Annotated in this window: 12 protein-coding genes and 1 tRNA gene; 3 read left to right on the forward strand and 10 right to left on the reverse strand. The window is 42.2% G+C overall.

The window, feature by feature from the left end; genetic code table 11:
• Nucleotides 1–17: 17 nt before the first annotated feature.
• The 4 genes from AC1XUD_RS17130 to AC1XUD_RS17145 form a co-directional block, all read right to left on the reverse strand.
• The gene (locus AC1XUD_RS17130) at nucleotides 18–3,350 is read right to left on the reverse strand and encodes a VCBS repeat-containing protein (protein ID WP_483362258.1); all 3,333 of its coding nucleotides are present in this window, start codon (nucleotides 3,348–3,350) and stop codon (nucleotides 18–20) included.
• A 15-nt stretch (nucleotides 3,351–3,365) separates the two neighbouring features.
• A complete protein-coding gene (locus AC1XUD_RS17135; RefSeq protein ID WP_483362259.1) occupies nucleotides 3,366–3,950 on the reverse strand; it encodes a hypothetical protein in 585 nt (194 codons plus the stop codon).
• A gap of 73 nt (nucleotides 3,951–4,023) precedes the next feature.
• Nucleotides 4,024–5,514, reverse strand: coding sequence for a RagB/SusD family nutrient uptake outer membrane protein (locus tag AC1XUD_RS17140; RefSeq protein WP_483362260.1), 1,491 nt, complete (start codon nucleotides 5,512–5,514; stop codon nucleotides 4,024–4,026).
• 17 nt (nucleotides 5,515–5,531) lie between these two features.
• Nucleotides 5,532–8,567 carry a SusC/RagA family TonB-linked outer membrane protein gene (locus AC1XUD_RS17145; protein WP_483362261.1) on the reverse strand — a complete coding sequence of 1,012 codons (3,036 nt, stop codon included), beginning with the start codon at nucleotides 8,565–8,567 and terminating at the stop codon, nucleotides 5,532–5,534.
• A gap of 449 nt (nucleotides 8,568–9,016) precedes the next feature.
• Between AC1XUD_RS17145 and AC1XUD_RS17150 the strand changes: the two genes are divergently transcribed.
• A complete protein-coding gene (locus AC1XUD_RS17150; RefSeq protein ID WP_483362262.1) occupies nucleotides 9,017–11,998 on the forward strand; it encodes an FAD-binding and (Fe-S)-binding domain-containing protein in 2,982 nt (993 codons plus the stop codon).
• A gap of 94 nt (nucleotides 11,999–12,092) precedes the next feature.
• Here AC1XUD_RS17150 and AC1XUD_RS17155 read toward each other — a convergent pair whose 3' ends face one another.
• The 5 genes from AC1XUD_RS17155 to AC1XUD_RS17175 form a co-directional block, all read right to left on the reverse strand.
• Complete coding sequence (locus tag AC1XUD_RS17155; protein WP_483362263.1) at nucleotides 12,093–13,340, reverse strand: MFS transporter; 1,248 nt, start codon at nucleotides 13,338–13,340, stop codon at nucleotides 12,093–12,095.
• A 70-nt stretch (nucleotides 13,341–13,410) separates the two neighbouring features.
• Nucleotides 13,411–13,818, reverse strand: a complete 408-nt coding sequence (gene arfB, locus AC1XUD_RS17160) for an alternative ribosome rescue aminoacyl-tRNA hydrolase ArfB (RefSeq protein ID WP_483362264.1) — start codon at nucleotides 13,816–13,818, stop codon at nucleotides 13,411–13,413.
• Nucleotides 13,819–13,986: 168 nt separating this feature from the next.
• Complete coding sequence (locus AC1XUD_RS17165) at nucleotides 13,987–15,282, reverse strand: adenylosuccinate synthase (RefSeq protein ID WP_483362265.1); 1,296 nt, start codon at nucleotides 15,280–15,282, stop codon at nucleotides 13,987–13,989.
• 52 nt (nucleotides 15,283–15,334) lie between these two features.
• On the reverse strand, nucleotides 15,335–15,838 hold the full coding sequence (locus AC1XUD_RS17170; protein WP_483362266.1) for a Fur family transcriptional regulator: 504 nt from the start codon (nucleotides 15,836–15,838) through the stop codon (nucleotides 15,335–15,337).
• Nucleotides 15,839–15,946: 108 nt separating this feature from the next.
• On the reverse strand, nucleotides 15,947–18,232 hold the full coding sequence (locus tag AC1XUD_RS17175) for a RelA/SpoT family protein (protein ID WP_483362267.1): 2,286 nt from the start codon (nucleotides 18,230–18,232) through the stop codon (nucleotides 15,947–15,949).
• Nucleotides 18,233–18,398: 166 nt separating this feature from the next.
• On the opposite strand from AC1XUD_RS17175, the gene AC1XUD_RS17180 reads away from it, so the two are divergent.
• Both AC1XUD_RS17180 and tig read left to right on the forward strand, forming a co-directional pair.
• Nucleotides 18,399–18,480: transfer RNA gene (locus AC1XUD_RS17180), tRNA-Leu, on the forward strand.
• 163 nt (nucleotides 18,481–18,643) lie between these two features.
• Nucleotides 18,644–19,993, forward strand: a complete 1,350-nt coding sequence (gene tig / locus AC1XUD_RS17185) for a trigger factor (RefSeq protein WP_483362268.1) — start codon at nucleotides 18,644–18,646, stop codon at nucleotides 19,991–19,993.
• A 61-nt stretch (nucleotides 19,994–20,054) separates the two neighbouring features.
• Here the strand turns inward: tig and AC1XUD_RS17190 are convergent, their stop codons facing one another.
• Nucleotides 20,055–20,432 (reverse strand): helix-turn-helix domain-containing protein, encoded by a 378-nt coding sequence (locus tag AC1XUD_RS17190; RefSeq protein ID WP_483362269.1) that lies wholly within the window; start codon nucleotides 20,430–20,432, stop codon nucleotides 20,055–20,057.
• Nucleotides 20,433–20,485: the final 53 nt, after the last annotated feature.

The raw sequence follows: 20,485 nt of genomic DNA on the forward strand, positions 1-20,485 counted from the left end.
CGTTTCTTGAAATCCGGTTATTTTAATTTGGTATTCACTTTAAAAAAAACCGGGGCAGCATTATTTACAAGGTTGATCAGATACGGAGCGCCATGAATGCTAATCGAGCTAATTTGCTTAAGCTCTCCATCAAGTGCATATCCACTTTGTATACTTGATAATACGTCAAAATTGAAATTGCCCTTGTTGATCAGCACGTTTCCGCGACATGCGTCCAAAGCTCCCAGCTGCGGAATAAAATGTGTAAAGTTTCCTCCAACAATTAAGTCAAGACGACCGTCATTATTGAGGTCCCTTATTTCAATGGCGTTCAGGCATGAAACCTGAGCCAGATATGGTAGTTCTTTTATTTCAAACTGACCTTTGCCATTGTTTATTGCAACAGCCGATTTTTCATAATTAACCGTTTTCTCTAATGCTTTCTCCAACAGATTACCAGGAAAAAGCTCCTGAACCGACTTCTTAGCATATTCCGAATGTTTTAAATTCTCTTTCTTTAAAAAAGGAAACTGTGTTGTAAGCTCTCTTTTCAGCAAAACGGGAACATCTCGTGAGTCAACCGTTTTTGACATTACTTTTTCGATTGTACCGTTTTTATTAAAATCGTTGATCCAGATTTTCAGTGGTTCATTTGCCGAAGCATTGAGTGCAAAATTTTCACCTATATTCCCCAGCACCAAATCCATGTCGCCGTCACCATCCAGATCAGCATATTTCAAACATCCCCAAAAGCCCGAAAATGATTCCAAACCACTCTTTACCTCGAGGAATTTTCCCTTTGCATATTTAAAAATAACCGGAGCCATCCAGTCACCCACGATGATTAACTCCTTCATCTTATCTCCGTCGATATCAACCCATGAGGCGTCGCGGACCATCCCGAGTTTCGTCAGTTTTGGAATTAAAATCTTACCAACTTCTTTGAAAGACCCCTTTCCATCGTTTTCGTAGAGATAACTTTTGGGGTTAGATCCATACTCGCCAGGAACGCTTCTGCTACCTACGAAGAGATCCATATCCCCGTCTCCATCATAGTCATGTGGTGCAATGGTAGACGTATTCATGCCATTTGGCGGCATAGCACGTATGTTAATGGTAAAATTCCCTTTACCGTCATTCAGATATAACCTTGTCGGGAGGTCCATATTGGAAGGCTTGCTTTCATTACCACCACTTCCAACAACTAGATCCAGATCGCCATCTCCATCACAATCGAAAAAATCCGCCGCGGTATCTTCGAACTCCTTTAAATCCGAAAACGCTTTCTGAACGGATTTCACAAATGAAGTACCTTTCTGAATATACAATTGTCCACCCTGGCCTTTCGCGCCGCATATATAAATATCGTCCAGCTTATCACCGTTTACATCGCCAATTGCTGCTTTCGGACCTTCTCGTGACAGTAGCATTGGAATATTTCGTTCCAGATAATAGTCTTCATATTTATTCTCCGTGTGTTTGTCAAAAACGGTTTCCGGAGCCAGACTTAAGAAAGTACGCGGTATGCTAATAGGTTTTTGCACTACATCCTTTGCATCTTTCATTTCAAAAGAGTGCGTTGTATCCACTGCCACATTGAATTTTTTCGTCAATTTAAGATTCGGCCAATTCACTGTAATTGAGTCTATTTTATTGGCCTTCCCCAATCCTATCGTGATCGGATACTCTGTGCTGGATTGAAAACCTCGTGATGGGTTAAGTTGTCGCGTCAATATTTGGCATCCTGAGAATACAGTCACTTTGGCTCCGATGGCAAAAGTGTTCTTGCCTTCGCCTTTGAGCTTAATTTTGATAAAATGATTCTTCTCCTTTTTTAAGGTAAAGTTGTTTCTATAAACAAAGCATTCCTGATTAACATTATTGACTACGAGATCAAGGTCGCCATCATTATCAAGATCAGCATATGCTGCACCGTTTGAAAACGACTTCTTATCAAAACCGAACTCGTCTGCTTTTTCCTTAAATACCAATGCCCCCTCATTGTGAAAGAAATTATTGGCAATAGGATTTGAAGGCATTTTATTTACTATTTCCTGCATGCTCTTTTTTTCACCGGATAATACCATATCCTGAGTCACCTCGTTAGCAAAAAAATCTATAAAGTCCTGATCAAGAATATCATGATAAATCCCGTTACTGACGTAAATATCCGTCTTGGTATCATTATCGGCATCGAAAAGTAATGCGCCCCAGCTCCAGTCTGTTGCGGCAACGCCCGCATAATTGGAAATCTCGCTAAAAGTCCCATCCTGATTGTTATACTGGAGGCTATTTTGCATATACTGATTGTAAAAACCCTTTTCCTTTTTCAGGTTAAAAAGAAAGTGGTTCTCAAAAGAAGTAGTCGTTTTATATCGATACTGATCACGGGGAAGCATATCGGTTACAAATAACTCGGGAAAACCATCGTTATTAATATCTGCCATATCCGCGCCCATTGAGGCAAGGCTCGTATGATTTAATCTCTTTTCCAGTTCTTCGGAAAAAGTGCCATCGCGTTTATTGATATACAGATAGTCACGCTCATAAAAGTCATTTGAAACGTAAATGTCCGGATATTGGTCGCCATCAATATCTCCAACCGTCACACCGAGGCCGAATCCGATCAGACTACCATATATGCCTGACGATTCACTGACATCTACGAACTTTCCATTATCATTTCGAAGTAATTTATCTCCACCACCTTTCAAAAAATCCTTTACAGGCCAATCCTTAGCCCTCAAATCTCGGTTGTTAGCATAGTTGAGGGTATTGACTGGTATGAAACTATTGTTCAGTATATAAGCGTCCAGATCGCCATCCAGGTCATAATCGAAAAACGCTGCATGTGTTGTATAACCAGTCTCAGCCAGGCCATATTTGGCGGCCGATTCGGTAAATGTTAAATCTCCATTATTGATATAGAGCGAATTGCCCTCCTTTTTGACAAATTTTTGATACCCGGCATTGCAGACATATAAATCCAGCAACCCGTCGGAATTGATATCCACCATCACAACACCCGTACTCCACTTGGAGGGTTCTCCAACTCCGGCTTTTTGAGTGATATCCTCGAACTTCCAGTTGCCTTTGTTCAGATACAACTTGTTGTCACCCATGTTGGCGGTGAAATATATATCTGGTAATCCATCGTTGTTGATATCGCCTATCGAAACACCTCCCCCATTGTAGAAATTACGGTAATTGAAAATATTGAAATCCTCTGTATTCGCGACTTTGTTTTCAAAATCGATGCCGGTCTCTCCCGAATCCATCTCTTCGAACAAACTCTCTGACTTGTCTTTATGGGAACATGACAACGAAAATATTGAGAAGACAATGGCTCCAATCACACAACCTAATTTCATATATCTTTCTACCATTTATTCCTTTTGAGATGCAAAGACCTGCTTTTCGCTTATTCCGGCCATTGTGATTTGAGGTTTTTTACAAACAATCAATCCTTTAACTTTCAAGTATTTATCAGGTTGCTGAAAATCACTGTATTTTCCGGCTAATCCATTAATTTCAAAAACCATTTTGTCGGGTGAAAATTCTGTTGCGGTAACCTCCCCTTCAATCATCATATACCCTTCCCCGATCATTTTTTCAGCATCTATCAGTTTTCCTATTTTTATGTTGCCCGCCGAAGGATCATCATTTTTAACTTTCGAAGAAATGGGTGACTTCTGAAACCACTTATCCCCTCCAAAGCTCACAATCGTTCTATCTCCGCTTCGACTCGACAATGTTAGATTAAAAATGTCTTTTGAAATATATGCTTCTGCCAGAAAAATCTCCTTATCCCTGTAAAACTCTTTACCATCAATATCGAATGATACGATAGCTTCTTTCTCTCCTAATATCCCGAAATTTTCTTCGACCTTTTTATCGCTACGACTTGTGCAGCTCCCCCACACAATAAAAGCCGTAAAGATTAAAAAGCAAACGCATTTGTTCATTTTCACAAGTGACTTATTTGACAAAATAAAGGTGCTCGAAAATTTCGAGCACCTTCACTTCAAAGCTAAGAATTAAAAATCAATAACCTGGATTCTGAGTCAGATTGGCATTTGAAACCAAGGCTGCAGAAGGAATTGGATACAAAACGGTGTAAGGATCTTTTTTAGAGGCTCCCTCGCCTGAAAGGAATTTACCAAAACGAATCTCGGTTGTTCTTTTTCCACCCTCCCAGTAAAGCTCACGACCTATTTCTTCAAACATGGTATCCTCTGTCAGCGAAGCAAGCGCAGATGCTCCGCGAGCCTTCCGCAATGCATTGGTTTGCGTTAAAGCCCCTGCCGCATCGCCGCCTCTAAACAGCGCCTCTGCTTTCATAAGAAATGCCTCAGAATATCGCATCAAAAGATATTTCCCCGCGTTAGCCGGGTGGTACTTAATTACCCGAATCCCTTTATCAGTAGCTGCACCTGCCAAAGGAACATCACGCGTAAAAGAAAGTGGCTTCAGGGTACGGGTATCAATTACAGCTTTTCCATTGTCATCAAACTGCGGCCCAATTAGAAACCCTAAACCAATTCCTGAATATTGAGAACCATCCTGTTTTCCAGGCTCTCCAATTCTCATATCTTCTTGTTCGAAAGTATCGTAAAAATCAGCCAACGTAGCAAACCCATTCCAGCCAGATGGATTTTGCCCATAGTGCAATGTCATCATCCAACGGTTCTGAGCAGTTCCTTCAGTCACGTTAAAAATAGGCTCTGTCTTCGCACTTGCGGAAAACGCTGAAAAATAGTTAGATTCCAAAGCATATCCGTCTTGTGTTATCGCATCGACGTAAGCAACAACTTTGTCCATATCAGCCTTATCGAATGTATATGGGCCAGCGGGATCCTGACTTTTATAAACTGCTTTGTTGAGATACAGTTTTGCAAGTAGAAAGTTTGCCGCAGCTTTACTCGCAGTACCATTCAAAACTGATGGTCCTTTCGTTTCAAGATTTGGCAATGCTTCTTCCAGATCCTTCACAATAAAATCGAAAGCTTCAGACCGGGTAAGTATTGTAGGCAAATCGTCAACTCCCTGATCTACAGTTCTGACAGGGGCGACTCCCCAATAGTCCATCACGTGAAAGGTATTCAGAGCTCTTAGAAATTGAGCTTCTGCTTTTTGCTGTGGCGATGGCGAAGATGCTATTATTTCCGTAGCTCTGTAAGCTCTTTGGTTTAATGCATTCCATGCGCTTAGAATATACGAGTGAGATGCATCCCATGTATGCGCATCCAACGTACGCCAAACCCCGTTGTCACCCCAGTCAACACCGCGGGTTGGCGGAATCATCTCAGCAGAAACATGCTCTCCCAGAGCGTAAATACCAGCCTGATCAGAGTATGTGGACAAGTCTTTATATGCCGAAGATAGAGCCTCAGGAACATTTACAGGTACAAACTCTCCGCTCTCTGACTTACTAACCAGCGAATCCTTCTCCTCAGTCACAAGGTCGGTGCATGCCGACATAAATGATACGCATGCACTTAATATTAATAATCTATATATCTTATTACTTTTCATTTTCTCTGCTTTTTTAATTAGAATGATACACTCGCTCCAATCGTCCAGGTACGTGCACGCGGGTACGCCGTATAATCAATTCCAAATGACGGAATATCATTCAACGATTTGTTAGTGCTTACCTCAGGATCCTGACCAGAATACTTCGTAAATGTCAACAAATTTTGACCAGCAATAAAAACTCTCGCATTTGACAGAACTTTGCTTCCTTTAAGCGGAACCCTGTAAGCTAACTGCAAGTTTTGAAGTCGAACAAAATCGCCTTTTTCCAAAAAGCGTGTAGACACATCTGGTGCATTCAGTGCCCCCTCTCCATTTCCAATCACATTCTTTGTCACGTTTCTTCCGTTCGCAAATGATCCCTGGGTGAAGAACGCATTTGCCGTGTTAGAATAAAGATAGTTACCAAACACGCCGTTAAAGAAAATACTTAAGTCGAAGTTACCGTACTTGAATGTGTTTGTTAAGCCAGAAGTTAATTTTGGCAAAGGACTTTTCCCATTAAGAAACTGTTGAAAGTCTCCGTTTGGATATATGGAATTACCGTTGTCATCAAATCCTCCGAACTCGCGCAGGAAATATGCGAATAAAGGTTGACCCGCAGCGAGACGTTGAGCAAAAGCACCGGACAAGCCTTGTCCATTGATTTCACCTGTATCATACGTACCCACAAGATCCTTTACCATATTCTTATTGTAGGAAATGTTGAACAGCACCTCCCACGTAAATTTCTTACCATCGACAACCGCAGCGTTCAAAGAAAGTTCTACACCTCTGTTTTGAACATCCGTATCCAAATTTTTATACACGAAAGGATTTGGAGCAGGCTGTGCCGAAACTACTTTGAAAAGTAAGTCTTTTGTGTTTTTCGAATAAACATCCAATGAACCTCCTAATCTTCCTTTAAGGAAAGAGAAGTCAAGACCGAAGTTGAAAGCTGCAGTAGATTCCCATTTCAGGTTAGGGTTGTTAAACGCAACGGCAGACAAGCCACCACCGGTAATACCATCTCCTGTATTGTTGATAACGTAGTCGCCATATCTGTCTCTTCTATCATACACATTATGAGGAATGGCCTGATTACCTGTAATACCGTAACCGATCCGAACCGCCAGATCGTTGAAGAAATCCTTGGAAACAAATTCCTCTTCCACCAATTTCCATTTGAAAGCACCAGAAGGGAAGTAACCATACTTATTGTTTCCTCCGAATTTCGAAGAACCGTCAACTCTCAACGTACCAGTAAACAGGTATTTATTGCTAAAACCCAAATTTACACGACCAAAGTACGACTGTAATTCATCTTTAACATAGCTGGAGTTTTGAACAACAGAACCAACGCTTGTCAGATTGGTAGCATCTTTTGGCACTGCAGTACCTGCTGATCCAAGGTTGTTAATCATTAAATCAAGGTCCGAAGTTCTAAACTTTGCAGCTGCTACATTTTTGCTAGCTGTTTCGAAGCTCTGATACGAGTACCCTAAAAGCGCATTCAAAGATACGTTTCCAAACTCCTTATCGTAGGTAAAGTAGTTTTCCCACAATTGATTATCTGTCTGAACATCTCTAATATATACCCTTCCTATTTTCTCGTTTTCTTTTACACCGCCAATCCCAGCAACAACCAAGTCTCTCGAGTATGCCTGTTGTCTGGTTGACATTGACTTATCAAAACCGAGCACAGTTTTAAACTTAAATCCTTTCAGAATCTCAAATTCTGCATTTATATTTCCTAGCGCACGAAGAGAATTCGTTCTATCCTTTGACAGTTTTACGAATGCCATCGGATTCGGCTCAGTCGTTGTTACCTGGTTATAGCTACCGTCCGCATTATAGACGGCACGGGTCGGATTTGCCTTTAAGATATTACCTAACAAATCACCCTCAAAACCAATATTTTCAGAAATCGGAACACCGGCATCCTGATTGTTAGCGAAGTTCAAACTGCTACCAATCGAAAGTTTGTCCTTAATGAATTTCTTCATCCCTGTAAATCCAACGCTATATCTTTTTATACCAGAAGTAAGAACGATACCCTGCTGATTTAAATATCCCAACGAAAATCTGTAGTTTCCTGATGCATCGCCACCACCGTAAGAAAGATTATGTTGCTGCGTAGTTGCCGTCCTGAATAACTCGTCTTGCCAGTCAGTTTTTGCACCTTGATCCTGGCCTCCAGCGGCAACATATTCCGAAGCGCTTAACAAATCATATTTCTTGGTAATGTTGCTTACTCCAAAAGAATAACCATAATCAAGTGTACCCTTACCTTTTCCTCTTTTAGTAGTAATAAGAACTACTCCATTTGCTCCTCTCGAACCGTAAATCGCAGTAGCTGAAGCATCTTTTAATATATCCATGCTTGCGATATCGTCCGGATTCAAAAAGTTCAAAGGGTTCTTAGCAGGTTGACGACCAACTCCTTGATTATCCCCACCGCCTGATGTATTGTCTCCACTTAAAGGAACACCATCCACTACAAACAGCGGGTTGTTACCTCCAAGTACCGAAGACGTTCCGCGGATACGGACGTTGATCCCCCCCCCGGGCTCACCACTGGACTGAGTTATTTGAACACCCGCAATACGACCCTGCATCAATTGTTCAGGAGATACGATTACACCTTTTTGAAAGTCTTTGCTACCAAGGGCAGATACCGCACCTGTGGCGTCTTTCTTCTTAACAGTTCCATATCCAACGACAACTACTTCCTCTAAGGCTTTCACGTCCTCGGAAAGAACCACGTCTATAACAGACTTGTTACCCACGCTTACCTCCTTAGGTTCATAACCGATTGAGCTGAATGTAAGCGTTGAGTTTGCAGGAACTACAATCTGATATTTTCCATCAATATCCGTGTTTGTTCCTTTTGTTGTTCCTTTTTGAGTAACTGTGACGCCGGGAAGTGCGCCGGTTTTTAAGTCCTTAACAGTACCTGATACCGTTACGTCCTGAGCCTGGACACTCATCGCAAAACTCGTCATTGTCAGGACAATCATCGACAGGACAAATTGCTGAAACCGACGAGTTGAGACCCTTTCATTCCATTTCATTGCGCACGGGTCGTGAGCTCGATTTAACAACAAGGAAAAATTCATCATAGGTTAGATTAATTTAAATTATTATAGGTTTCCTGTACAATCTTAACATTTCCCTATTAGACACGGCGTACTGAAAAAGTAACAACGCGGTTCATATTTTTACTAATTCAGAGAAATTATTTGAATATAACTGCAACAGTATAACAAAAGAATATAATAAATCCAAATAATACAACTGAAGTTACCGATATCACACCATTTTAATCCTATAAAATCAGGATATTTTTTAACCCTACGTTTAAGTACAATTCCTATATCAATTAAGTACAAGATATTCGGCCGGTTACATCTTTTAGGCTTTTGTCTAACTATGACGGAGAGCTGCTTCTCATCAATTTATCCATGCACAAAACCGGACAAGTGTGTAACTTTGCGGCAGTTTGTCATTGCTTATTTATATTATGATACCCCCAATTGCTGTCGATAATACGATTCTCCGGGATCTGGCGAATACCATTGAAGGTGATTTATTCTTAGACGATACGATAAGAACGCTATATGCAACCGATGCTTCGGCATACCGTGAGATGCCTCTCGCAGTGGCGATTCCTAGGACTGAGGCCGATATCAAAAAACTGATCGCCTTTGCTGACCAAAATAAAGTTTCGATCATTCCAAGAACTGCCGGGACGTCGCTCGCAGGTCAGGTGGTCGGCAACGGAATTGTCGTGGATGTTTCAAAAAACTTCACAAAAATCCTTGAGATCAATGCCGAAGAAAGGTGGGTTCGTGTCCAGCCTGGCGTCATTAGAGATGAACTAAATATGGCATTAAAACCATATGGGCTGTATTTCGGGCCGGAAACGTCGACAGCAAACCGGGCGATGATTGGTGGTATGGTCGGAAATAATTCCTGCGGTTCGAATAGTGTGGTTTATGGTAGCACGAGAGAGCATACGCTGGAGGTAAAGGCAATTTTGGCTGATGGATCGGACGTGGAGTTCAAATCTTTACCAACATCAAATTATCGTGAAATTGTTAGCCTTGCAAATAGCAAAAACGGGAGTGCGTCTTTGCTCGACAAAATATATAAAGAAACAGACAAGATCTTATCCTCGGAAAGCAATCAGACCGAGATTCGAAAAAACTTCCCTAAACCGAGTATTAGCCGCCGAAATACCGGCTACGCACTGGATATGCTGCTGCAAACGGACCCATATACGTTTGACACAGTTTCCGGTGTTTCGACACCGTTTAACATGTGTAGCCTGATTGCAGGTTCGGAGGGTACCCTTTGCTTTTTAACCGAAATCAAATTAAATCTTATCCCGCTTCCTCCCAAAACACAGGGACTTGTTTGTATCCATTGCAACTCGATCGACGAGGCGCTGCGGGCAACGATTCTTACATTGAAATACAATCCTCTAGCCGTTGAATTGATAGATAACTACGTTCTGGAATGTGCGATGGCCAATTCGGAGCAAAAGAAAAATGCATTTTTTGTTGTCAATCAACCAGACGGATCATTTCCGGCTATTTTAGTAGTCGATCTTTCAAGAGAAACAACCGAAGAAGTGGAAGCGGTTTCTGCCGATATGATATCGGAGCTTAAAGAGGCAGGCATGGGTTTTCACTACCCGCTGCTTTTTGGAGATGATACTAAGAAAATATGGGCTTTGAGAAAAGCCGGGTTGGGCCTCTTGGGAAATATCCCGGGCGATGAAAAGGCAGTCGCAGTGATTGAAGACACTGCTGTCGATGTATATGATCAACCTGATTATATCCGGGATTTTAATGTAATTCTAGCGAAGCACGGCATGTCTGCAGTTCACTACGCGCATGCAGGAACCGGTGAAATACATTTGCGCCCGATTATAAACCTGAAAACCAGCGAAGGCCACCGCCAGTTCAGAATGATTGCGGAAGAAATCGCTGACCTTGTGAAGAAATATGACGGATCGCTTTCCGGAGAACATGGGGATGGTCGTTTGCGTGGCGAGTTTATTCCTAAAATGGTGGGTCCCCATAACTACCAGTTGTTCAAGGATATCAAGAAAGCATGGGATCCGAAAAATATTTTTAACCCTGGAAAAATCGTGGATACCGCACCTATGGACACTTTCCTGCGGTATGAGCCCGATCATAAAACACCCGAGTTTAAAACTTATTTCCGGTTTAAGGATCAGAACATTCTTCAACACGCCGAGCAGTGTAATGGCTCCGGAGATTGTCGCAAAACGCAGTTAAGCGGGGGTACCATGTGCCCAAGTTTCATGGCTACACGGAATGAAAAAGATACTACACGCGCCAGAGCGAACATTCTGCGTGAAATGCTGACAAACTCACCTAAAGAAAACCGGTTTGATAACCAGTCGATTAAGGAGGTATATGACCTGTGTCTGGCTTGTAAAGGCTGTAAAGGCGAATGCCCATCGAATGTGGATGTCGCGAAACTCAAAATGGAATTTTTGCAACAATATCATGACGTGCATGGTGTTCCGTTAAGATCATGGCTTGTTGGAAATTTCTCCAAAATGACGGGTATTGCCAGCTATGTTCCCTGGGCTTATAACCTGATTTATAAAAATGCACCTTTGCGCAAAATTGCCAACCGTATCGTCGGATTCCACCCGGAACGTACAATGCCGCTTTTGCACAATACCACGTTACTTAAATGGTGGAAAAGCAGAGCTGGCAATAACAAAGCAATAAAAGGAAAGGTATATCTCTTTTGTGATGAGTTCTCTAATTTCAATGATGTTGAAATTGGAAAGAAAACGATATTAAGTCTCGAAAAACTGGGATATGAAGTAGTTATCCCAGAACACGGCCCTTCAGGCAGACCACAACTATCAAAAGGCTTATTGAAGGATGCGAAAAAACTGGCTGAAAATAACATCAGATTGCTGAGGGATATCATCTCGCATGATACTCCGCTGATCGGAATCGAACCATCGGCAATATTGACATTCCGCGATGAATACCCCGATTTGGTGGATGAGTCATTGGTTGAAGATGCTAAGAAACTGGCCTTAAATGCATTGCAATTCGACGAGTTTATTGCTCGGGAAATAGAATTGAAAAGAATATCAAAAGACCAGTTTACAAAGGAGAAAAAACTGATCAAGTTGCACGGTCACTGCCAGCAGAAGGCGATTTCCAGCATGATTCCTACCAAAAAAATGCTGTCGTTGCCGGAAAACTATACCGTTCAATTAATTCCTTCAGGTTGCTGCGGAATGGCTGGCTCATTTGGTTATGAGGTCGAACACTACGATTTGTCCATGCAAATTGGCGAATTAGTGCTTTTCCCTGCTGTTCGTCAGCAACCGGAAGAAGTAATTATCGCCGCGCCGGGCACCAGTTGCCGCCACCAAATCCACGACGGAACAGGCCGGGAAGCGAAACATCCAGCGGAAATTATTTTTGAAGCATTGATATGAAAAGGATGAAAGGGAGAAGGGACGAGGGAGGAAAGGGCTAAAGGGTCAAATGGTTGACCGATTTTCCCTTTCTTCCATCTTCCCCTTCCTCCGATCAAGCCTCTTCAAAATCCAGCTCCCTGCCGTAGGTTTCGTCTAATTTCCAGAGAGATAATAAAGCGAGGCTGAAGCATATTACGCCGACTGTCGCTCCTGCCTGCAAAACACCCATGTCTGATTTTAAATATTGATATAATGGCAAGGTTAACAATACGGTGGCGCGCACATTATTCGCGACCGAGGTAGTGACTGTGGCTCGCAAGTCTGTTCCAAACTGCTCTGAGGTTGTGGTCAAAAACATAGCGATATAGCCGATCGAAAGTCCCAAAAATGCGTAACATCCATATAGTTGACCTGCGGTTTGAATCCCCCCAGAAAGTAATATAATGGTTCCTGACAACGTCATGATGATCATAATAAAAATGGCTTTCCTCCTCGACTTCAATATCTGGCTTAATATCCCACTGAAAAAATCGCCCACTACTACTCCTATATAGGTATATAAAACACAGTTGCCCGCCTGCACTTCTTCGCCAATCCCCAACGCCTTGGCTACTTCATTTCCAAAAGTCGCATATATGCCGATTACAAGATAGGTAGGCAGACCGATTCCCATACATTTCAGATACTTTATAAATCGGGATCGCTTGGTAAAAAGCGTCCACCATTGGGCGCGCTCTGCTCCTTTTCTTTTCAAACTTGCACCAAAAAGAACAGACTCTAAAACATTGATTCTCAACAATAAAAGAAGAATCCCCATTCCACCTCCTATAAAATAAGCCATCCGCCAATCAGTAAGTTTTACAGCGAAGAAGGCGGCGATAGCGCCCATCAATCCTACGCTCGCGACGACTGACGCTCCATATCCTCGCAACTTTGCCGGTAATATTTCCGAAATCAGGGTGATTCCTGCGCCCAGTTCCCCAGCTAATCCGAAACCTGCAACAAACCGGAGCAGTGCATACAGATCGACATTTTGAGTAAAACCACAAGCAATGTTAGCCAGCGAATAAGTTAATATGGAGCCAAAAAGTACAGACTTGCGACCGAGTTTATCCCCCAATATTCCCCATAAAAAACCTCCTAAGAGCAGTCCAGCCTGTTGCCAGTTATATACTTTTGAACCGACGGAAGATATCTGTTCTTCCGAAAGTCCCAGTTCGTGTAAACTCGGAACACGCACTATATTAAAGAGAAGCAAATCATATACGTCAACGAAATACCCTAACGCTGCTACGATAACAGGAAGAGATATGACTGAACTAAGGCTAGATTTGTTTAGGGAAGGTGTATCTTGGAGCATTTATGGCTGTTAGCGTCTATGTGTTAACATTTAGTTTTAAAAATTGGAATGGGCAATAGCAATGTCATAATTATTCTGAAAGCGGTTTTCGGCGCAGTGATTTTACTTTGGAGTCGCGTTGTTTTTGCTTTATTCTTTCAAGCTTGCTTGCCAGCGTCGGTTTGGTTGGTTTCCTCTTCTTTTCTACCTCAAATGCCCGCTTTAAAATTGTTTTGAACTTCTCAAGAACCTTGTCTTTGTTCCCAAGTTGGGAACGTTCCGTCTGATGTACTAAAATCAATACATTTTCTTTGGTCAATTTACTCGCCAGTTTTGAATAAAGAATATGTTTTTGCTCCTCCGATAATACCTGGGAATTGGGGATATCGAATCTCAATTCGACTTTCGTTTCCACCTTATTCACATTTTGACCTCCGCTTCCACCACTTCTGGAAGTTTGAAAGGCTATTTCTGGGAGCAACAATTCCGGGTTGAACATTTTTAGCTGTTACCTTTAAGCGATTAGGTCTTAGTGCTTTGGGATTGGACAAAGTTTACAAAAACTCATGCATACCCTGCGTGAGCCTTTGCGCCCTCTGCGTTTGAAATCTACAAAAAAAGACCTGCCGCGATTTGATCGGGCAGGTCTTAAATATCATTTATTTGATCAGTTTAACAAAGTCGTTGCTTCGCGGCTGATCAGTGCTTCTCTGTCAGGTCCTGTTGAAACGTAAGTGATCGGCAGGTTCAATTCTTCTTCGAGGAATTTCACATATGCCAATAGTTCCGCAGGAATCGCATCGAAATCATGAATACCATCCAATGACTGTTTCCAACCAGCAAACTCTTTGTATACAGGTTCAACTGACTCATCACAAAGATCATATGGTAAATTATTTGTCAAAGTTCCGTCTGGCAAACGATATGCTGTACAAACCTTGATCGAATCGAAAATAGTCAAAACGTCTACTTTCATCATGATCAGCTGGGTTACGCCATTAATCATGATCGCGTATTTCAATGCAGGTAAGTCAAGCCATCCGCAACGACGTGAGCGTCCGGTTGTTGCGCCGAATTCACGGCCTTCCTGTCTGATTTTCTCACCAATTTCGTCGTTCAATTCGGTTGGGAAAGGACCACTTCCAACTCGTGTACAATATGCTTTGAATATCCCGAATACTTCACCGATTTGCTTTGGAGCAACTCCCAAACCTGTGCAGGCACCAGCCGCCATCGTTGTTGAGCTCGTAACAAAAGGGTATGAGCCGAAATCGATATCAAGCAAAGATCCTTGCGCTCCTTCCGCTAAAACAGTCTTACCAGCAGTCAACGCGTCGTTCACCATATATTCGCTATCCACCAAAGTGAATTGCTTCAGGAATTCAACCGCATCGAAGAATTTAGCTTCCATTTCTGATAGAACAGAAGCATGGTCAAACTGATAGAAGTCAAGAATAACTTTATGGCTATCCACCAGCTTCTTATACTTGGCAGCAAAATTCGGAGACAAAACGTCACCAACTCTCAGACCAAGTCTTGCAGTTTTATCCTGATAAGTTGGTCCGATTCCTCTTAGAGTCGAACCAATTTTAGAATCTCCTTTTGATTTTTCATATGCCGCATCCAGCAATGCATGCGTTGGCAATATCAATGACGCCTTCTTTGAAACAAAAAGATTGCTTACCAAATCCAGATTATACTTGGCAAGACCTTCAATCTCACGTTTAAATACAACCGGATCAAGTACTACACCATTTCCAATGATGTTAAGAATATCACTTCTGAATATACCTGAGGGGATTTGATGCAGAACATGCTTATTTCCATCAAATTCCAGAGTATGACCAGCATTCGGCCCACCCTGAAAACGAGCCACAACTTCATAGCGCGGCGCAAGAACATCTACAATTTTTCCTTTACCTTCATCTCCCCACTGGAGACCCAGCAATATGTCAACTTTCATTCAATAATTGGTTACTAAAAACAATTTTACCAGTTCATACTATACAGAAAACCTAGTCTCCATGTGCCGCAGAAGCAGTTTCTTTGGCTAACTCGTTTCTGTTTTGACAATTCTCTTTTGTACAGTTTCCATAAAAAATAAGCGAGTGGTGCATTACACTGAAATTGAGCATCTCACCAACCATATTTTGAATAGACTGTATCCGTGGATCACAGAACTCCATCACCTTGTGACAATCTGTACAGATCAAGTGATCGTGTTGCTTGCTGCCGTATGACTTTTCAAACTGCGCGAGGTTTTTACCAAACTGGTGTTTGGTCACCAAATCGCAGTCTACCAAAACATCCAGAGTATTATAAACAGTGGCGCGGCTCACACGATATTTCTTATTTTTCATGCTGATATACAACTCATCCACATCAAAATGATCTTCACGATTGTATATCTCTTCCAATATCGCAAAACGTTCCGGGGTTTTGCGAAGACCTTTATTTTCCAGATAAGCCGTAAGTATTTTCTTTGCGGCCTCGAAATTCGGTTTGCTTGCTTGTGGCATAGTATCTCAAAATATCACGCAAAATTACGTGGTTTTAGTTAAAACAACGTCTCTTCTATCACTTAATTATCAAAATCATAACAGGATACAGCCGTAATCGTTCAAAACTCAGGATGAGGCCTGTAAGTTGGTGTCAAATCGTTGCACCTTATAAACACCTTCCACTTCGTCAAGCTTGCTGATCAGAATATCAAGGTGCTTTGTATCCTGAACGTATAGCTTGATATCTCCGTTAAATACACCGTCTTTTGTATCAATTGTCAACCCGCGCATGTTGATATGCAGCTCGTTAGATATAATCCGGGTCACATCGTTAACCAAACCAACGCGGTCAGTTCCCGATATATATAAACCTGCAAGGAATGCTTCCTTCTTGCTGGATTCCCATTTTGCCTTGATGATACGATTGCCATGTTTCGACATGAGTTCGGCGGCGTTCGGGCAGGTAGTCCGGTGAATTTTGATGCCTTCATTGATCGTAACAAAACCAAAAACGTCGTCACCTGCGATGGGGTTACAACAAGGCGCCAGCTTGTAATCTATTTTATCCATATCGTCGCCGATCAGCAATGTATCGCTGTCTGCGCGGTCGCCATGGATATTCTTAAGTATCTTGGTAAATGTTTTCGCATCGGAAACAGCCCCGGTCTGATTATGCGAAACATTTTCCTGTTTTCTCTCTTTTGCCTCCTTTTCTCTTTTGAATCGTTTTAACTCATCCAGCTGAATATATTGCTTGCCGATTCTGTAAAAGAAGTCCGTAGGAGTTTTGCAATCAAAAAACGCGCGTAATTGGTTGACGACCTCGGCAGTCATATCAATACCCAGAATCTTTAACTTCTTCTCCACCATCTGACGCCCATCCGTTTCATACCGGCGGTTGTCTTCCTTAAGAAAATCCTTAATTCTTGCCCTCGCTTTAGACGTAACAACGATCCTCAGCCAGTCTTCATTAGGTTTTTGTTTGCCGGAAGTAATGATTTCAACCTGATCACCATTGCTCAATACGTAGCTGATCGGCACCAATATCCCACCAACTTTGGCAGCCATACAGTGCGCGCCCACTTCGGAGTGGATATCAAAGGCAAAATCCAGAGCAGTCGAACCACTCTGCAATACTTTCAGCTCTCCTTTTGGCGTAAAAACAAAAACTTCTTCATTGAAAAGATTGCTTCTGAATTCGTCCAGAAACTCTATCGCCGCTGTTTTATCTCCAAAACCATTTTCCAGCGTTTCGCGTACCTGATTGATCCAAAGCTCTATATTACCTTTTACTTTGGTGTCATTTCCTTTGTACTTCCAGTGCGCAGCATATCCTTTCTCCGCAATCTCGTCCATGCGCGAGGTCCTGATCTGAACTTCCACCCACTGACCGCTTTTGCTCATCACTGTCGAGTGAAGCGACTGATATCCGTTCGCACGAGGAGTACTTAAAAAGTCTTTAAGACGGTCCGGGTTTGGCTTGTAATGGTCTGTTACAATCGAATATGCCTGCCAGCAAATCGCTTTTTCACGGTCGACTTCCGAAGAGGATTCCAACACGATCCGAATTGCAAAAAGGTCATATATTTCTTCGAAAGGCTTATTCTGTTTTCTCATTTTATTCCAGATGGAATAAATTGATTTCGGTCTGCCCTTTATAATAAAATTAAGGCCCGCGGTTTCAAGATCCTGAGCAATCGGATCCATAAACTTGGCTATAAACCGATCCCGCGTTCCTTTCGTTTCACGCAATTTCCGGGCAATAGCACGATATTCCTGGGGCTCTGTATATTTCAGGTAAAGCTCTTCCAGCTCCGACTTGATCGTATATAAACCTAAGCGGTGGGCAAGCGGAGCATATATGAAGATGGTTTCAGATGCAATTTTCAATTGCTTATCGCGTGGCATGCTATCCAGCGTCCGCATGTTATGCAGCCTGTCTGCAAGCTTGACCAGAATTACCCTTACGTCGTCCGATAACGTGAGCAGCATTTTCCGGAAATTCTCCGCTTGCTGAGAAGATCCATATTCAAATCTGCCGGAAATCTTGGTAAGCCCATCGATAATCTTGGCAACCTTCTTGCCAAATAAACCTTCAATTTGTTCGATTGATGTGTCAGTATCCTCAACAACATCGTGAAGTAAAGCTGCGACAATTCCCGTTGTACCAAGGCCAATCTCCTCCACAACAATCTGAGCAACGGCCAACGGATGGTATATATAAGGCTCTCCGGATCGCCGACGCATATCCTTATGAGCTTCTACAGAGGTATAAAACGCCTTTTTGATCAATTTGGCATCGTTCCCTTTTAAATACGGCTTCGCAGTTCGCAACAGCCTTCTGTACTTTTTTAGGATATCCTTGCGCTCCTGTTCCAGATCAATGGTGAGCGTATCCACGAGTTGCTCCACTTATAAAAGTAATTGGTATACTGTTCCAAAATAACAAATTTTGACGACATTATTCAACATTGATTTATTAAATGATAAAATTTTCCAAAAAGATTTGGATGTTTAAAAAAAAGGGTTCACCTTTGCACTCCCAATTCAACAATCGCTGTTGAAAAAGTTGGTAAAAGCGGGCGTGGCGGAACTGGTAGACGTGCTAGACTTAGGATCTAGTGCCGCAAGGCGTGGGGGTTCGATTCCCTCCGCCCGTACGATGAAATAAGGGAATGTGGGGGCGTCAGATTTATGTCTGGAAATTTTTTACCAGATATACTGCTCCGGTAAACCCGTTAAAAGCCCTCAGGACTTCGTTTTGAGGGCTTTTTTATTTTCATTTTATTTTTGGACTTTTTATAAATATCATACAAGTATCACATGGAAGTTCTGTTAGACAAAAATTCATCCACGATAGCATCGCTTAAAATCACGCTGGGCAAAGAAGATTACCAGCCAAACGTGGATAAAACCATTAAGGATTATTCGAAACGCGTGAATTTGAAAGGATTTCGCCCTGGAAAAGTCCCGACGCATGTGATACAGCGCATGTACGGTAAAAGTATTCTGGTGGACGAAGTAAACAACGTTCTTAGCAAAACAGTAAGCAACTATATCAGAGAAAATAAACTGCAAGTAGTTGGAGATCCTATCCCTGATCGTGAAAAAGCCGAACAGGTTAACTGGGACAAGCCAGGTGACTTCGAATTCTCTTATGAACTTGGTCTTGCGAGCGACTTCGACGTTAACTTCGGTCAATTGCCAGCTATCAAGCGTTACTCCATCAATGTTGACGACGCCGAACTGACCAAAACGATCGACAGCCTTAAAGAAAGATTTGCAGAAAGCACTCATCCTGAGGTTAGCGAACCGGGAGATATGATCTTCGGTGAGTTGAGCCAGGCTTCTACTGAATTTACTACTAAAACTGCTGTTCCTACTAAGCAAGTAAAGGAAGATTCAGTAAGCAAATTCGTCGGCGTTAAGAAAGACGACACCATAACTTTTGATATTCAGAATACATTTGCTGACGAAGCTGCAATCGCGCATATCACTGGCAAAAAGAAAGAGGACGTAGCGTCACTTTCTGGCGAATATACATTGGTAGTTTCTGATATCACTCGTTCAGCACCTGCCGAACTAAATCAGGATCTTTTTGACAAAGTTTTAGGACCTGGAGTTGTTGAAAACGAAGAGCAGTTCAACGAAAAAGTACTTGAGATTATCAAAGGCAACTACGAGCGCGAAACTGAGGCACTTCTAAGACGCGATATTGAATTGGCTCTGCTTGACCAAATCGCGATTGACGTTCCTGAAGACTTCCTGAAAAATTGGCTGGAGCGTACAAACGAAGGCAAATTTACTCGTGAGCAAATCGAGGAGCAATTCGAAGATTTCAAAAAATCGTTGAAACTGAGCCTTATCAAAAATAAAATTGCTGAGACTGAAAATGTAAAAGTTGAATACCCTGAAATCCTTGCGTTTACACGCGAGATGGTAAAAGGTCAATTCGGAATTTACGGCGATGACGACAGCATGAAAGAAACTATCGACCGTGTTGCTCAAGGATATCTTGCTGACAAAGAGCGCGATAACTATACAAGCATTTACAATCAGGTTTTTGATGATAAAATTCTTGGTATTATCCGTGGCAATATCTCAACTGACGAGCAAACGGTGGAAGTTGGCGAGTTTGAAACGATAGCAAAAGGAGAAGCGAAAGAAGCTTAGTCTTTTGGAAAAAATATTCGAAAGCCTGACCGGGAAACCGATCAGGCTTTTCTTTTTTCAACTAAAAACCGATTCGTCCTCTATCCTGGCCGATTTCATATATGAGCTCCCTGCCGATCAACTGTTTGAACCTTGCTTTCCATTGCTCTATATCTGCCAATAGTCGAGCATTTTCTTTCGAGAGGCGCTCGTTCTCCTGACGCAGCCATTCCGTTTCAGAAAGCGTCACGACGTCCAGTCCCAAGAGTTCGGTAAACGACACGTCCAGCGTCTTTGCGATCGCTTCCAGTTTTGTAAAAGTAAAATCGGTACGTCCCCTTTCGAGATCACCATATGCAGTGGTGGATATTCCGAGCATATCGGCCATGTTTTCTTGAGAAAAACCTTTGGCCAGTCTCATCTGGCGAATCTTGTCCGGCAAATTATTTGAGTTATTCATGACCGTTTATTATTAATTTCTAGCTCTTTAAAATAATATTGCAATGATAAAAC

The sequence above is a fragment of the Dyadobacter sp. HNCC25DJ184 genome (assembly GCF_056895215.1).

Bases quoted from the DNA above. Each gene is read 5' to 3' on its own strand.
- AC1XUD_RS17170 (WP_483362266.1), bottom strand. From the start codon at position 15,838: ATGCCACAAGCAAGCAAACCGAATTTCGAGGCCGCAAAGAAAATACTT.
- AC1XUD_RS17145 (WP_483362261.1), bottom strand. From the start codon at position 8,567: ATGAAATGGAATGAAAGGGTCTCAACTCGTCGGTTTCAGCAATTTGTC.
- AC1XUD_RS17190 (WP_483362269.1), bottom strand. From the start codon at position 20,432: ATGAATAACTCAAATAATTTGCCGGACAAGATTCGCCAGATGAGACTG.
- AC1XUD_RS17130 (WP_483362258.1), bottom strand. From the start codon at position 3,350: ATGAAATTAGGTTGTGTGATTGGAGCCATTGTCTTCTCAATATTTTCG.
- AC1XUD_RS17140 (WP_483362260.1), bottom strand. From the start codon at position 5,514: ATGAAAAGTAATAAGATATATAGATTATTAATATTAAGTGCATGCGTA.
- arfB (WP_483362264.1), bottom strand. From the start codon at position 13,818: ATGTTCAACCCGGAATTGTTGCTCCCAGAAATAGCCTTTCAAACTTCC.
- AC1XUD_RS17155 (WP_483362263.1), bottom strand. From the start codon at position 13,340: ATGCTCCAAGATACACCTTCCCTAAACAAATCTAGCCTTAGTTCAGTC.
- AC1XUD_RS17165 (WP_483362265.1), bottom strand. From the start codon at position 15,282: ATGAAAGTTGACATATTGCTGGGTCTCCAGTGGGGAGATGAAGGTAAA.
- tig (WP_483362268.1), top strand. From the start codon at position 18,644: ATGGAAGTTCTGTTAGACAAAAATTCATCCACGATAGCATCGCTTAAA.
- AC1XUD_RS17150 (WP_483362262.1), top strand. From the start codon at position 9,017: ATGATACCCCCAATTGCTGTCGATAATACGATTCTCCGGGATCTGGCG.